This window comes from Thalassospira sp. MBR-102 (assembly GCF_040549275.1).
GTDB lineage: Bacteria > Pseudomonadota > Alphaproteobacteria > Rhodospirillales > Thalassospiraceae > Thalassospira > Thalassospira xiamenensis.
The window spans coordinates 33,169-46,738 of sequence record NZ_JBEPTC010000006.1 but is presented as its reverse complement, the minus strand read 5'-3'; the positions used below and the strand labels follow the sequence as shown (position 1 = coordinate 46,738).

Here is a 13,570-nt window from a genome sequence, read left to right as displayed (position 1 = left end):
GGCGGCTTCTTGCGTTTTAGAAAGGGTCAGCGCGCCAACAGATTTTCTGCAATAGCCTATCTAATTGTCAGCAGATAACCGAGACGAAAAGCTTTGCAATCCTCCACGCAAAACGTCCGATAGTTTCTCTCACACCCCGTTTGAGGAGGGATGATTGAGAGCTCCATTCTCAGAAAATTTGAAAGGCAGCACAATGTAGATAAGCTGATTGCGCTTTAATAGTGCAGAAGAGAGCTGATCACTTACATTTCTTCACTATCAAAATGCTCAAACATGAATAGCAACAGCTCCCGAATTTGCATTATTTAGAATATTATTCTCTCAATGCGTCCGCGGAATCAGACAAGCATGCCTTCTAAACAGCCAGACGATAATCGCCGTCGCAAACCAATGCGTAACGGACGGCGAAAAACAAAAACAGTAGGACCTCACCCAATTGATCTTCATGTCGGTAGAAGATTGCGCGAGCTCCGCATGCTTAACGGTTTCGGGCAGACAGAAATTGCTAAACTTTTGGGTATTACTTTCCAGCAGGTTCAAAAGTATGAACGGGGAACCAATCGAGTAAGTGCATCAAGACTATATGATATTGCCCAAGCACTCAAAGTTCCGGTCAGCTATTTCTACGATGACATACCACGCGATCTTACTGACAAGTCTATTGCTCAACGCAACAAGATTGTTACTCAACTCTTCGTTTCTCGTGAGGACCCTATGCAGCGGCGAGAAACTTTAGAACTTGTACGCAGTTATTACGGTGTTGAGGATGATGTGTTGCGTGAACGGATATTTGAACTGATAAAATCGATCTCGAAATACAACAGCAGCAAAACAGACAGGGGTATCTGAATAGCTAGCCGATACGACGGAGTTCTCAACGGATCAAAGCGATCCCGAAAACTCCGTTTGATACGATCACTAGGGCGTCCGCATCGGATAAATCAAGTTAAATAAAAAAAGCGGCGCAACCTAAGTCACCCGCTCCAATTCTCTTGCTGCAGGGTTTTCTCGCTAGCACGAGGGAACTGATCCCGCAACTCACACTATGACTAATATAAAAATTATATGGTGCTGTTCAATTAAATTCGTATGTGAAACTGAATACTGTCTTCACAACGAAAATTTGAGATTCACCCGTACCATTTTGGCATTCTCATATTTTCCGACACAAGTTCTCATATTTAATTTTACAGTCTCATATTTTGTGTTCATTTACACCACCGCCAACAAGTGCAGGCATGGATGCCGAATGGTGGGGCTGTCGGAAGGGTCTTGTGCGGATAAGACCGCCTTCGGGCAGCATCCCGGAAACCGAATGGATCACGGTAGTTTCAAGGGCCTGTCTGGCATTCAATTCTGGCAAAAGCCCCGGCAGACGGGCGGCAAGCATCGATTTTCCCGAACCGGGCGGGCCGCTCATCAGTAAATTATGACCGCCAGCCGCAGCAATTTCGAGCGCGCGTTTGGCACTTTCCTGCCCCTTGATATCGCGTAGATCTGGCAATGATAAGGGAGATGAGCTAACCTTCGGAGCACATGGCCGCGACAGGATCTGAGTTCCTTTGAAATGGTTGATCAATCCGGTCAAACGCGATGGTGCCAGAATTTCAAGTTCCCCTGCCCAAAGCGCTTCCGCACCGTTATCTGCCGGGCAGATAATCCCCCGATCCAAGCCACTTGCCTGCATGGCCGCCGGTAAAATCCCGCCGACGCCGGTGATACTGCCATCAAGCCCCAATTCACCCAGCACGACAAAATTCGCAATGTCTTCGTGCCCGATCACATCCATCTCGGCCAGAAGACCCAACGCAATCGGCAGATCAAAATGCGATCCTTCCTTTAGTAAATCGGCGGGGGCCAGATTGATTGTGATGCGCTTGGGTGGCAATGCCAACCCCATCGCTGAAAGCGCGGATCGCACACGTTCGCGCGCCTCGGAAACCGCCTTGTCGGGCAAGCCAACCACGCTAAAAGCGGGCAATCCGCTTGCCATCTGAACCTGCACATCGACCGGAATTGTATCAATCCCGGCAAAGGCGACGGTCATAACCCGTGCTGTCATGTGGTACTGATCCCCGTAACCCCAAGTTATATATACCACTTTGGCGGGAAACGGGGATCAAGGCAACAAGTCGTTTATCCCCGGTGATCAGGCACAACCTGCTCCGTCTTCTGGCGACATCTCGGTATTGATCATCCAGGGCGTGCCGAACTTGTCGGTAAACATGCCATAACCCGGCGACCAGAAGGTTTCCTCTAACGGCATGGTCACCTCACCGCCTTTGGAAAGAGCATCGAACATTTTTTTGGCATCAGTCGCTTTTTCAAAATGGAGAGATGCTGTGATGCCCTGCATTTTGGTGAAATATTCCGGCGGGCAGTCGGATGCCATCAGATGCCAGCCATCGCCCATCAGGCAGGCATGAGCAATTTTGTCATTATGCTCAGGCTCGTCACCGGCCATCGGCGTATCGCTGAACGGCATCATGATCAGCTCGCCGCCCAGGATGGACTGATAGAATTCAAATGCCTGTCGGCAATTGCCGTCGAAATTCAGATAGGTGATCAGTTTCATCGGGGCGTTCCTTTATGTGTAAAATCTGGTGGGTTTGGGGATTTACGGCTGCAACCCGAACTGGGCGGCACTGTTTTCGAAGTCAAAAGGCACGGAAAAATGTTCATGCGCGATGCGCCATTCACCACCCTGCTTTTCAAGGTGATAGCTTGACCGCATCCAGCTTGCCTGTTCGGTCCCGTCTTCCTTGCGCATGCCGCACCGGATCAGGAACCGTGCCACAGCCAGATGACCTGACACCCGGATAAAGGGTTCCTGCGGCTCCATGATGAATTCATCATCAAACGCCATACAGCGTTCCCAATGGGCACGATAATCATCCCGGCCATTGAATTGCAGCGGACCGACCGCATCGTAGGAACAGATATCATCGCTATATAACGCCATGATTCCGTCGAGATCCTTGTTACGTGCGGCCGTTGACCAGCGGGTAAAAATCTCGCGGATGGCAGCTTTGTCTTCACTTTGTTTATCAGTCATGGGGCATTTCCTTGCGTTGGTGGTGCGAGGGGTGGGCAAAAATTTTGCGTGGAGTTTTCAGGTGCCTTTGGCCGCACGTTCAATCCTAGCGATGTCGAATTTTTCCATAGACATCATGGTTGTTGCCACTCTGGCTGCGACATCCGGATCCGGATCGTTCATCAGTTCGATAAGGCGAACCGGAGTGATCTGCCAGAAAAGACCGAACCTGTCCTTTACCCAGCCGCACTGCCTAGGTTCCCCGCCTTCAGAAAGGCAGTCCCAGTAATAATCAACTTCTGCCTGATCATTGCAGGACACGGTGAAGGAAACAGCCTCGGTAAACTTGAACTGCGGTCCGCCGTTAAGGGCTGTGAATTGTTGACCTTCAAGCTCAAAACTTACGGTCAAAACATGGCCTTCCGGTCCAGGTCCGGCCTTGCTGCTGCGGAGAATTTTGCTGATCGTGGCATATGGAAAAACGGACGCATAAAAATTGACGGCTTCTTCGGCGTTGCCGTCAAACCATAGAAAGGGGCTGATCTTCTGCATCGGGCTTCCTCCTTGCCGTTCAGAAGTGAATTCGAAATCAGGTGAAGCGTGGTGGCGCTTTATGAACCAAACGATTGATCAGTTTTTTCTTATTTTCCCGTTTGACAAATACGTTGATATCAACATAATTAATTCATGTCAAAAAAAGATTTCAACCAGAACGATAAAGTTCCGTTTTCATCGACGCTGATGGTGCGTGACAGTTGTCTTTGTCTGCATGTGCGGCGGGCCGCACGCACGATTGCGCGCCGGTTCGACGATGCTTTTCGCCCGCTTGACCTGACCAGCGGGCAATATTCCTTGCTTATGTCGCTTAACCGGCCACACCCGCCGCACATGCAAGATGTTGCTGATTTGCTAGCGATGGATCGCACAACACTGACCGCCAATCTTAAACCGCTGGAACGACGGGGGCTGGTTGCAATCGATATCGACCCCAAGGATAAACGCAGTCGTTTGCTGACTCTAACCGATCAGGGAATGGCGTTGCTTGTTAAAGCCTTTCCGATCTGGCAAAAAACCCAGAAAGACCTCAACGCACTGGTCGCGAATTCCGATTCGCGCCACCTTTTGACAGATTTGATCAACCTGACGAATGGCTAGGACAGAATCAGATGATCAGTCTTCGGAAGGTTCGGATTTGGCCAGATCTTCAGATGCATCGCCATCAGTCGCATCGCCGTCACGCGGCGGCAGGAATTCCTTGCGGCATGGAACAGCAACGCCATCTACAACGGTCCAGCCAAAATTGCGGAACTTGCCAAAACTTTCTTTTTTCATCGTGATGCCGCTGGAACGGTGCTTGCGCACTTCGGCGGAATCTTCACCCTGAATTTTTCCGGCCCGGGCCCAGGCCCGTTCACGCATGGATTTGGTAATGTCGGTCATGAAACCCGTTTCATCTGAAAAGTTGCTGCCCGACATCATAACACATCTGGCTGCCCCGCCACGCTATAGCTTGTTTAACCGGCCCGGACAATATTGCATCCATGCAGATCAGATCTGTCAAACCGGAAGCAAATGATACCGCGTGGCAAGCATGGCTGGGCGATTGGCCATGCCCGCCATCCAATGGCGCAGATCGTCTGAAACAGCAAAACACCCATCGGGCCAGCGGAAATCAACATATTCAAGGGCCGCGGCCACCGAAAGAGTGCCGATATCTGGCCTATCTGTTGCGAGGCTGCTGATCCCGGCTTCTATAGCGTCAATGCTTGCATGAACCGCGGCACGCTGACGATCCATTACGAAATCGGAACGTTCAGTTTCCGGGCGTTTGCTATCGGCGTATAACCGCCCGGTCGAGGACATCATACCGTCACGCAAAGCCGCATCCGTCCAAGGATTGATCATAATTTCAGAAATATCGCCTTCCAATCCCAATTCGCGGACATTGATCCGCACCTTCAGGGCGATGTCGGCGAATAGTAAAGCTGCATGGTAGGAACTATGGGATCCTCCCTAGATTGTTAAATCCGGTGTCCAACCAATATTTTCCAGATGCCAGTTGGCACGCCAGTTTTCGCCCTTTCGGTCCAGTGTTAGGTAATTGCGTGCAGCGCAATAGGTGCCAATCCGCCCAGGAAGCGGCTTAAGCTTGGTCGGGCGACCGGGCAGGGGATTATCGCCAATCCATGCCAAAAGACCAAGCGCACGCGCAAACGCCACCGGCGGGGCAGTGTGCGAAATGCCCGATGCCACCAGTTGGTGAATGGACTTGCCATGGGTTTCAAACGTGCCCCGGGTCGCCACATGAATTTCCCCCGAAAGCAGGGTCATGTCATAACCGCGCTTGACGACGACATCTTCAATGGTTTCCAGAAAACGGCACCATTCCTTACGATGCCAACGGCTTTGCCACTGATCGCGCAGGTCATCTTCGTATTTCTGCGCACTGGGCATCAGATGCAGGATCGCCTCAACCAGTGATAGGCGCGGGCCAATCACCGGCACACTCGACATCAACAAAATACGATGATGTTCCGGAATCGTATCGAGTGCCGCAATCATGTCCCGCCAACCATGTTCGCCCATGATCGCATGCGGGGTCCGTTCCGACCGCAAGTCGGGCGCAATCACCGAAAATCCGGGGAAATCCGTACGCCAGCCAAGGCTTTGCCCCGAACGGTCCAGTATTTTCTGCGGCAATTCGTCGGGCGCGGTGCAAAGCTGCATCAGGCAAAATGCTTCTCGCGCACAGGCAAACATGCCCTTTGCTACCATGCTGTCATGAAACCATTTCTTGTGACTGCCCCAACCGTCAAAAATGTCGTGGTCATCCCACATCATCAAAGATGGCACCCGCGCCAGTATATGGCTGATCTGCGGCTGCCCATAAATTTCAAGATAATGTTCCAGATAGAATTTCAGAACACTATTGCGCATCTCGGGGGTGAAATCCGCTGCCAGTTTCTGCTGACGTCTCGTCTTTTTCCAGGTGACAATATCAGGATGGCATCCCCAGACCCCGTCGGCATAAATCTGGTCCCCGCCATGCAAAAGCAGGGAAAAAGGCCGTTTTCGATGTTCGCGGGCCAAATCAATCCACAGCGCATTACGATCCGCCAAAGGTCGGTCCAAATCGCCGTCTTCTTGTCCGTTACACGAGACAAACCCGATCCGAAGGTCATGAGTCAAATCGGTATTCACATAATATGTTTTGATATCGAAACTGTAACGCGCATCCGATGAGACCGGCAGCTCGAAATCATAACGCCAGTAATGACGCCCGAACCGGTTCGCAAGCTTTGTCGGGGTTACAATATCCTGACCCATGATTCGAAACTCGGCTGGATCGGCTCCTTCCGGCGTCACAACAAGGGCGGCCAGACGGGCCGTTTTGTCGTCGCTGCCACGCGCGAACAGGAACGGGCCAAAGGTACCGTTTGTTGAAATTGCGCTGTTTTGCTTATCCGCCATGCAATCGGATTCCGCCTTGCTGATGATTGGTCCCAAAATCATACGCAGAAACAGGCGTTTGGTTCCAGCCTGCGGGCATGAATTCGGTCACATCAACGGATATGGGCAGCAAATTGGTGCAGAATTGCCGATGAAATCCGGCCATTTCACGGCCATCCATTCCGACCAGACAGGGGGCCAGAAAAAGGGGCAAGCGGTTAAACCACTTGCCCCGAAAATCGTCCCGTCGTCAAATCCGATCAGGACAAGCGGGTTTCAATCGCATCCCAGATCAGGGATTCCAGTTTCGATCCGTCAAAACGGTTCACTTCCTGAAGCCCGGTCGGCGAGGTGACGTTGATTTCCGTCATATAATCGCCAATCACGTCAATCCCGACAAAGATCAGATCGCGCTTTTTCAGTTCCGGCCCAATGCGTTCGCAAATCTCAAGTTCACGCGGGGTCAGCATGGATTTTTCCGCTACGCCGCCAACATGCATGTTCGACCGTGCCTCACCCTCGGCCGGGACACGGTTGATCGCACCGACAGGTTTGCCATCGACCAGAATGATGCGTTTGTCGCCTTTTCGCACATCGGGCAAGTAAGCCTGCACCATCAAAGGCTCGCGCGACTGCGCGGCGAATAGTTCCAACAACGAATTCAGGTTTTCGTCACCCGGTTTCAGATGGAAAACACCAGCCCCGCCATTGCCAAACAGCGGCTTGACAATGATGTCCTTGAATTCCTCGCGGAAATCCCGAATACGCGCAGCCGACCGGGTAATCAGGGTCGGCGGCATCAGATCGGGAAACTCTGTAACGAAAATCTTTTCCGGCGCATTGCGGACATGGCCGGGGTGGTTGACCACGAAGCTTTCCGGATGAACGGCTTCAAGCAGATGGGTCGCCGTGATGTAATTCATGTCAAACGGCGGGTCCTGACGCATCAGGATCACATCGGTTTCTTTGGCGAGATCTATGATCTTTGCCTCACCCAGATCATAGTGATTGCCCTTGTCGTAACGAAGCGTCATCGGGCGGACTTCGGCCTTGATCCGACCGCGGTCATAAAACATGTCATCGGGATGATAGTGCAAAAGATCATAACCGCGTGACTGGGCTTCGAGCCCCATCACAAAGGTTGAATCCCCCTTGATATCGATCGATGCGATTGGATCCATCTGAATGGCGACGATACGACTCATAAAGCGCTTTCTCCTGTTGCCGGAAAGCCGATCACTGCTGCAAATGCGGCCAAACCCGGCCAATTGTGATCATTTGCGGGCGTGACTTGACCCGGCTGGCCTTCCCGGCCAAATGATGCGATATGTTGTACATATTGTGGTTGGTTACAATTTGGCTGAATTTTTATCATTCGCCATTCCGGTTTCGCAATCGCGATCACAGAATTTCTTAAAACGAGTAGACAGGCTGTCACATGGCATTCTTCAGCAAATTCGGCAAATTCCGCATCAAACAGGTGGGCGCGCGCTTCCGCTCCATGACGGCGGCATCCGTCTTTGCCACGGCCTTTGCGATTGCCGCACCGGTCTCGATCAGCTTAACGCCGACAGGCGCATTGGCGCAGTCGGGCGCCATTGATCAGGCCACCATTGAGAAAATCGAAAACTATCTTGAGGACATCACCACACTTAAAGGTGATTTTGTTCAGATTTCCTCGGATGGCGGTGCCGCAGAAGGCAAGCTTTATATGGAACGCCCAGGCAAGATGCGGTTTGAATATAACCCGCCCGCACAAATCCTGCTGGTCTCCACCGGGTCTGATTTCATTTATTATGACAAGGAAATCAACGCGCCCACCTATTTCAATATCGACGAAACCCCGGCTGGTATCATTCTGGCAAAGGACGTTTCGCTGACGCGAGAGGTCAAGGTTGTTGATTTCAAACGTACCGCCGAAACCATGCGGGTTGAAATGGTGCGCAAATCCGATCCGGGTGCTGGCAGTGTCACAATGGTGTTTCAGGAAAATCCGATGCAGTTGCGTCAATGGATTGTCACCGACCCCGCCGGGGTAGAGACGACCGTGACCCTGTTCAATACCGAAGAAGGCATGAAGCTGGACCCGGCATTATTCAAATTTGACCGCATCTGGCCCAATCAGCGCGGCTGATTTCAAAATTCCCGGTCAACTTCACGAAAATGTCAAATCTGCCTGACAAAGCGGTTAAGCATTCCGATTCAAACTCTTGCAAACATTGTTGTTTCGCAACGATCAATTGGTATGACATTTTTCACCTGCATCCACGAAATTTATCGCCGATCAGCGGCCCTGATCTATGGCAGACGGGGGTTATAGTCCCTATATGAAAATCTGTCACAAGGTTCCCGAATTTTGATGTGGGAGCCAAGTGTGAGGAACAGGTCTCCCCTACCTTTCCTCACGCTCCAGATCATCGGAGCGCTGGCGTCCGGTTCTCCCCCCTGACCGGACGCCTTTTTTCTGCCCAACACATACGATATCCAACGCTTTGGGCAAAAAATCTGTCAAATCCGCTACCGATTTCACGGCCTGTTAATTTTGATTGCCTAGTAATGTTTGGCATGATTCCCTTGGAACGTATTTACGACAGTGCCAGCAGGATAAAATCCGCCAATGATCAATGACTTTCTGAAATCCGTTTCCCAGTTCTCCGACCCGCGTTTTCGCAAGGTTGTGTGGATCGGCGTTGCCGGCGCTTTGGCAACAATTGTCGGGCTTTGGATGCTGATTGGCTTTGGCCTGAATTCGGTAACCTTTTTTGCCGATGGCGGCTGGATGGAAACCGCGGCAGACTGGCTGCTTGGCGTTGGTCTGGCATTTTTGGTGCTGTTGATGTTCCCGGCAGCGACCGTGCTGATTTCAAGCCTGCTGCTTGATCAAATCGCCGATGCGGTTGAAGATAAATATTATCCAACCCTGCCCGACACCCGCCCACAACCGATCACCGAAGCCCTGATCAGCGGCCTTAAATTCGCATTGACCGCTTTGGCGCTTAACATCCTGATACTGCCGCTTCTTTTGGCCGGACCGGTCTACATCATCGCGTTCTATGCGATGAATGGGTATCTGCTTTCGCGCGAATATTTTGAACTGGTCGCCGCACGTCGTTATGATGTGCACACGGTGAATGCCATTCGCAAGAGCCGCCAGATGAAACTGTGGTTTGCCGGGATCGGCCTGACATTCCTGATGACCGTGCCGCTGGTCAACCTTGTGGCTCCGATCATTGCGACTGCCTTTATGGTACATTACTCCGTCCGTCTGGGCGCGTTCGAAAACCGGACCACAGCCTGACGCCATTCCGGTGGGCATCGGATAAAACGGCGGAAACCTGAAACAAAACTGCAAGACAAGGATTTGGTCATCCCCATGTTCGGAAAGAAAAAAGCCAACAAAACAGTCGACAGCAGCCCGGCTTCGTCAGATACATCTTCTTCCAGATTGAATTCAGGCGGTCTTTCCAACAGCACAGCTTCCTCGCCGAACACGTCGACTTCGGACGAAAGTGCGAGTGCCAGCAACGATACCGCCACAAAAACAGAAAAACGTAGTGAGCCGCAGCTATTTACCCAGCCGCGCACAAAGGAAGAACCGCAAATGTCCAGCAAACCGCATTCCACCAGCTTCCGCCCGGAAATCCCGAAGCGCCCGCTTGAAATTCCGACCCGCGGCAGTGCTGGCCGTCCGAGCGCAACACCAAACAATACCGAAGGCAAGAAGCTGACGGTTGGCCGCGATATCCGTCTGGCTGGCGAAATCGGTTCCTGCGACATACTTGTGGTCGAGGGTCATGTTGAAGCCCAGATCAAGGAATGCACCCGTCTTGAAGTTTCCCAGGGTGGGACATTTGTCGGTACCGCACAGGTCGACGAAGCCGAAATCAGCGGCACCTTCGAAGGCGATCTGACAGCACGCCGCGTCATCGTGATCGGCACAGCCGACATCAACGGCAAGATCACCTATGGTGCACTTCAGATCGAAAACGGTGCCCGTATCAAGGGCTCGCTGGAATATGTTGAAGGCAGCGACGACGGCACCAGCCGTACAGGTCATTCGGCTGCGATCACCATTCCGCGCAAAAGCGACGATATTTGATCCGTGACCGGCATAAACCGCTCACCAGTCCATACGACCCCGATACAGCTCCGGCGTGGTGAAGCACACCCCGCCGGGCTTCTTTGCGCGATGATCCTGATCGCGACATCGCTTGTGGCATGTGGCGGCAATGCCCTCCCGCCGGGCAGTACCAATCAGAACTATGGCAAGGCTACATCGGCCAGTTCACCGCGCGTGACCCAGGACATCCCGAAAAAACCCGAAGTATCTGCCACTGGTAGCGCGACGTCAATGGCAACAGAACCCGCGGCAAGCTCGACTGGCACGGCCAAATCGAAGTCGTCGCGTATCACGGTTGCCATTCCGCCTGTTCCCTTTAAATCAATCAAGGCTGAAACCCTGATGGGTCTTTCGGAGGACGCGGTAGAACAAAAAATCGGCGAACCAGAAATGACCCGCGGCGAAGGCCCCGCACGGGTTTGGCAATACCGGTCCGATGACTGCTCCTTTGACGCGTTCTTTTTCCCGGCTGCCGAAGGACAAAAACGCAAAATGACCCATATGCTCGCCCGCAAACGCAAAAGTGCCGATAAAATCTCGGTCCAAGATTGCCTCGATCAGGTCGTAAAAGCCCAGGCTACCCTAAAAAACAAGGGTTAAAAGCCCAAAAGGAACAGGTATTTGCACCATTTTGCCATATCGCAGTCGATTTTTTCAAATTTCGCGATATGCCGTTATTTCCTTGGTCGAATATTTACCTTTTCCCGTCACCCTTGGGAAAATTTCTCATAAATCCGCCACATCGGGTGGATTTAAGGTCTTCGTCCCGAAACTTCAGACACGATACGCGAGCCCATGAAAAAACACGCCCATCGTCTTGTCAGAAATTCGCTGTCAGGTGCAGCTGCCGCCCTTATCGCTTTGATCTCTCAGGCTGCGATTGCGCAAAATGCGCCGCAACTAATTGATGTATATGGAAAATGGGAGGCCTATAGCTATTCCGAGAAAGGCAAGAAAGTTTGCTATATCGGAAGTCAGCCGACCTCGGCCAAAGGCGACTACACCCAGCGCGGCAAGATCTATGTCATGGTCACGCACCGCCCGGCGCTCAAACTGTTCAACGAAGTCAGTTTCATCACCGGCTATACCTATGAAAAGGATAGCGATGTTGACCTTCGAATCGATTCCAAAAGCTTCAAGCTGTTCACCTACGAAGATTCAGCTTGGGCCGTGAACGGTGAAGAAGACCGAAAACTGGTCAGTGCCATGAAGTCGGGCAGCACGATGGTTGTTGTCGGGAACTCATCACGCGGCACGAAAACTACCGATACTTATTCTCTTTCCGGTTTTACCGCTGCCTATAATGCAATTTCAAAGGCTTGCGACGCCAAACCGGTTAACTAACCGAACAGAAAACCGATAAATCCCAGTGGTTTTAGGCGCTAGTAAAGCTGCATCGCGTTCGGCAAATAGCTGCAATGTGAATTTTATCGTTTGTAAATTGCCCCGGCCCCGCTATATGCGGGGCCATGGTTTATGCGCCAAAAGCATTTCGCGGGAAAATCTGTTATAGTCCCGCCCCGTTGCAAATCGGCGCGCATCGGATGCACAAAACCGGAAACGGCCGGAAACACTACGATGCTGCCAGTAACGAAGAACAAACGCCGATAAACGCCAAACACCAAAGAGAGTGCCCGGGATGACCGACGTCCTGTCCGAAAACGTGACCCAGAACGCCGAAAACGGTGCCACACCGTCCGGCCCGACGTTGACCGACTTCGTAACGCGCGCCGCTAACGGGCAGGCTGCTGACGGACGTCGTGATCTTGTGGGTCTGTCGCGCGATCAGTTGACCGAACTGCTTGGCGAAATGGGTGAAAGCAAGTTTCGCGTCAAGCAAATGTGGAACTGGATTTATAACCGCGGTGTCAAAGACATCGAGGATATGACCAACATTTCCAAAAAGCTTCGCGATCGACTGTCGCAGGACTTCTATATTGGCCGCCCGGTTCTAACAGCCGATCAGAAAAGCTCGGACGATACCCATAAATGGCTGATGAAGTTCCATGACGGTAACGAAGCCGAAACCGTCTATATCCCTGATCGTAACGAAGATCGTGGTGCTGTCTGCATTTCATCGCAGGTCGGCTGCACACTGACCTGCAAATTCTGCCATACCGGTACCCAGCTTCTGGTGCGCAACCTTACCCCTGGCGAAATCATCAGCCAGTTTATGGTTGCCCGTGACAGTTATGGTGAATGGCCAACACCTGCAAACGGTATCCGCCGTCTTTCAAATATTGTCATGATGGGCATGGGCGAGCCGCTGTTTAACTATGAAAATGTCCGCGAAGCGCTGAAAATCGCCATGGATGGTGAAGGAATTTCAATTTCGCGCCGTCGCGTTACCCTCTCGACTTCTGGCGTTGTGCCGGAAATCGTGCGTTGTGGCGAGGAACTCGGTGTTGGTCTGGCGATTTCACTGCATGCGCCTGATGATGATCTGCGTAATGAGATCATGCCGATCAACAAGAAATACCCGCTCAAGGAACTGATGGATGCCTGCCGCCATTATCCCGGCATGTCCAATTCGCGCCCGATCACCATGGAATATGTGATGCTTAAAGGCGTGAATGACAAACCTGAACATGCACGCGCACTGGCAAAACTGGTCAAGGACGTTCATTGCAAATTCAACCTGATCCCGTTCAATAAATGGCCGGGTTCGGACTATGAATGCACGCCGACCAACGACATCAAGAAATTCGCACATACGCTGCTTGAACTCGGCTACGAAGCGCCGATCCGCTGGCCGCGCGGCCGCGATATCCTAGCAGCTTGCGGCCAGTTGAAATCCGAAAGCCAGCGCCAACGCAAATCACGCGTCGGTGGTTGTGGCAACGCATCCGATGCTGAAAATGCCAATGTCGTTGCTGCGCAATAATTAACCCGTACAACCTGGCAAACATCTGGAATTACAAACGGGCAGGTTATCCTGCCCGTTTTATTTTGATTTTCTGATTAAC

General features: G+C 51.9%; 17 protein-coding genes and 1 pseudogene. 8 read left to right on the top strand and 10 right to left on the bottom strand.

Annotation, left to right across the window (positions count from 1 at the left end; all coding sequences use genetic code 11):
• Window positions 1-348: 348 nt before the first annotated feature.
• Complete coding sequence (locus tag ABIE64_RS12000; RefSeq protein WP_223304932.1) at window positions 349-849, top strand: helix-turn-helix domain-containing protein; 501 nt, start codon at window positions 349-351, stop codon at window positions 847-849.
• A gap of 367 nt (window positions 850-1,216) precedes the next feature.
• On the opposite strand, the pseudogene ABIE64_RS11995 reads toward ABIE64_RS12000, so the two are convergent.
• The 4 genes and pseudogenes from ABIE64_RS11995 to ABIE64_RS11980 form a co-directional block, all read right to left on the bottom strand.
• A pseudogene (locus tag ABIE64_RS11995) lies at window positions 1,217-2,062 on the bottom strand (YifB family Mg chelatase-like AAA ATPase); the annotation flags it as partial.
• 87 nt (window positions 2,063-2,149) lie between these two features.
• The gene (locus ABIE64_RS11990; protein ID WP_007088482.1) at window positions 2,150-2,575 is read right to left on the bottom strand and encodes a VOC family protein; all 426 of its coding nucleotides are present in this window, start codon (window positions 2,573-2,575) and stop codon (window positions 2,150-2,152) included.
• Between the two features lie 42 nt (window positions 2,576-2,617).
• Complete coding sequence (locus ABIE64_RS11985) at window positions 2,618-3,055, bottom strand: YybH family protein (RefSeq protein WP_007088483.1); 438 nt, start codon at window positions 3,053-3,055, stop codon at window positions 2,618-2,620.
• A gap of 57 nt (window positions 3,056-3,112) precedes the next feature.
• Window positions 3,113-3,586, bottom strand: coding sequence for a VOC family protein (locus ABIE64_RS11980; protein ID WP_007088484.1), 474 nt, complete (start codon window positions 3,584-3,586; stop codon window positions 3,113-3,115).
• A 135-nt stretch (window positions 3,587-3,721) separates the two neighbouring features.
• Between ABIE64_RS11980 and ABIE64_RS11975 the strand changes: the two genes are divergently transcribed.
• A complete protein-coding gene (locus tag ABIE64_RS11975; protein WP_007088485.1) occupies window positions 3,722-4,189 on the top strand; it encodes a MarR family winged helix-turn-helix transcriptional regulator in 468 nt (155 codons plus the stop codon).
• Between the two features lie 15 nt (window positions 4,190-4,204).
• Here ABIE64_RS11975 and ABIE64_RS11970 read toward each other — a convergent pair whose 3' ends face one another.
• From ABIE64_RS11970 to ABIE64_RS11950, 5 genes are all read right to left on the bottom strand, one after another.
• The gene (locus ABIE64_RS11970; protein ID WP_174441865.1) at window positions 4,205-4,474 is read right to left on the bottom strand and encodes a hypothetical protein; all 270 of its coding nucleotides are present in this window, start codon (window positions 4,472-4,474) and stop codon (window positions 4,205-4,207) included.
• 117 nt (window positions 4,475-4,591) lie between these two features.
• Window positions 4,592-4,939, bottom strand: coding sequence for a glutathione S-transferase family protein (locus tag ABIE64_RS11965; protein ID WP_139189991.1), 348 nt, complete (start codon window positions 4,937-4,939; stop codon window positions 4,592-4,594).
• Between the two features lie 108 nt (window positions 4,940-5,047).
• Entirely contained in the window at window positions 5,048-6,505 is a 1,458-nt protein-coding gene (locus ABIE64_RS11960; protein ID WP_354377549.1) for an alkaline phosphatase D family protein, read from the bottom strand.
• A gap of 239 nt (window positions 6,506-6,744) precedes the next feature.
• The gene (gene gshB / locus ABIE64_RS11955; protein ID WP_063092256.1) at window positions 6,745-7,689 is read right to left on the bottom strand and encodes a glutathione synthase; all 945 of its coding nucleotides are present in this window, start codon (window positions 7,687-7,689) and stop codon (window positions 6,745-6,747) included.
• On the bottom strand, window positions 7,686-7,859 hold the full coding sequence (locus tag ABIE64_RS11950; RefSeq protein WP_287000219.1) for a hypothetical protein: 174 nt from the start codon (window positions 7,857-7,859) through the stop codon (window positions 7,686-7,688). The genes gshB and ABIE64_RS11950 overlap by 4 nt, the downstream gene beginning before the upstream one ends.
• Window positions 7,860-7,922: 63 nt before the next feature.
• Here ABIE64_RS11950 and ABIE64_RS11945 point away from each other — a divergent pair, with 63 nt between their 5' ends.
• On the top strand, window positions 7,923-8,618 hold the full coding sequence (locus tag ABIE64_RS11945; protein ID WP_354377548.1) for a LolA family protein: 696 nt from the start codon (window positions 7,923-7,925) through the stop codon (window positions 8,616-8,618).
• A 483-nt stretch (window positions 8,619-9,101) separates the two neighbouring features.
• Window positions 9,102-9,782, top strand: a complete 681-nt coding sequence (locus ABIE64_RS11940) for an EI24 domain-containing protein (RefSeq protein WP_007088491.1) — start codon at window positions 9,102-9,104, stop codon at window positions 9,780-9,782.
• Here ABIE64_RS11940 and ABIE64_RS11935 read toward each other — a convergent pair.
• On the bottom strand, window positions 9,737-10,096 hold the full coding sequence (locus ABIE64_RS11935; RefSeq protein WP_341365219.1) for a hypothetical protein: 360 nt from the start codon (window positions 10,094-10,096) through the stop codon (window positions 9,737-9,739). The genes ABIE64_RS11940 and ABIE64_RS11935 overlap by 46 nt on opposite strands.
• Here ABIE64_RS11935 and ABIE64_RS11930 point away from each other — a divergent pair.
• The 4 genes from ABIE64_RS11930 to rlmN all read left to right on the top strand — a co-directional run bounded on the left by ABIE64_RS11930 (window position 10,086) and on the right by rlmN (window position 13,488).
• A complete protein-coding gene (locus ABIE64_RS11930) occupies window positions 10,086-10,583 on the top strand; it encodes a bactofilin family protein (protein ID WP_233421814.1) in 498 nt (165 codons plus the stop codon). The two genes, ABIE64_RS11935 and ABIE64_RS11930, sit on opposite strands and share 11 nt — an antisense overlap.
• Window positions 10,584-10,586: 3 nt before the next feature.
• A complete protein-coding gene (locus ABIE64_RS11925; protein WP_354377547.1) occupies window positions 10,587-11,204 on the top strand; it encodes a hypothetical protein in 618 nt (205 codons plus the stop codon).
• A gap of 195 nt (window positions 11,205-11,399) precedes the next feature.
• Complete coding sequence (locus ABIE64_RS11920; RefSeq protein ID WP_007088493.1) at window positions 11,400-11,948, top strand: invasion associated locus B family protein; 549 nt, start codon at window positions 11,400-11,402, stop codon at window positions 11,946-11,948.
• Window positions 11,949-12,243: 295 nt separating this feature from the next.
• Window positions 12,244-13,488, top strand: a complete 1,245-nt coding sequence (rlmN, locus tag ABIE64_RS11915) for a dual-specificity RNA methyltransferase RlmN (RefSeq protein WP_354377546.1) — start codon at window positions 12,244-12,246, stop codon at window positions 13,486-13,488.
• Window positions 13,489-13,570 lie beyond the last annotated feature (82 nt).

Excerpts from the sequence above, each read along its gene's own strand:
- ABIE64_RS11965 (WP_139189991.1), bottom strand. The coding sequence starts at position 4,939 with ATGATCAATCCTTGGACGGATGCGGCTTTGCGTGACGGTATGATGTCC.
- ABIE64_RS11930 (WP_233421814.1), top strand. The coding sequence starts at position 10,086 with ATGTCCAGCAAACCGCATTCCACCAGCTTCCGCCCGGAAATCCCGAAG.
- ABIE64_RS11980 (WP_007088484.1), bottom strand. The coding sequence starts at position 3,586 with ATGCAGAAGATCAGCCCCTTTCTATGGTTTGACGGCAACGCCGAAGAA.
- ABIE64_RS11950 (WP_287000219.1), bottom strand. The coding sequence starts at position 7,859 with ATGATAAAAATTCAGCCAAATTGTAACCAACCACAATATGTACAACAT.
- gshB (WP_063092256.1), bottom strand. The coding sequence starts at position 7,689 with ATGAGTCGTATCGTCGCCATTCAGATGGATCCAATCGCATCGATCGAT.
- ABIE64_RS11990 (WP_007088482.1), bottom strand. The coding sequence starts at position 2,575 with ATGAAACTGATCACCTATCTGAATTTCGACGGCAATTGCCGACAGGCA.
- ABIE64_RS11960 (WP_354377549.1), bottom strand. The coding sequence starts at position 6,505 with ATGGCGGATAAGCAAAACAGCGCAATTTCAACAAACGGTACCTTTGGC.
- ABIE64_RS11945 (WP_354377548.1), top strand. The coding sequence starts at position 7,923 with ATGGCATTCTTCAGCAAATTCGGCAAATTCCGCATCAAACAGGTGGGC.
- ABIE64_RS11985 (WP_007088483.1), bottom strand. The coding sequence starts at position 3,055 with ATGACTGATAAACAAAGTGAAGACAAAGCTGCCATCCGCGAGATTTTT.
- ABIE64_RS11940 (WP_007088491.1), top strand. The coding sequence starts at position 9,102 with ATGATCAATGACTTTCTGAAATCCGTTTCCCAGTTCTCCGACCCGCGT.
- ABIE64_RS12000 (WP_223304932.1), top strand. The coding sequence starts at position 349 with ATGCCTTCTAAACAGCCAGACGATAATCGCCGTCGCAAACCAATGCGT.
- rlmN (WP_354377546.1), top strand. The coding sequence starts at position 12,244 with ATGACCGACGTCCTGTCCGAAAACGTGACCCAGAACGCCGAAAACGGT.
- ABIE64_RS11920 (WP_007088493.1), top strand. The coding sequence starts at position 11,400 with ATGAAAAAACACGCCCATCGTCTTGTCAGAAATTCGCTGTCAGGTGCA.
- ABIE64_RS11970 (WP_174441865.1), bottom strand. The coding sequence starts at position 4,474 with ATGACCGACATTACCAAATCCATGCGTGAACGGGCCTGGGCCCGGGCC.
- ABIE64_RS11975 (WP_007088485.1), top strand. The coding sequence starts at position 3,722 with ATGTCAAAAAAAGATTTCAACCAGAACGATAAAGTTCCGTTTTCATCG.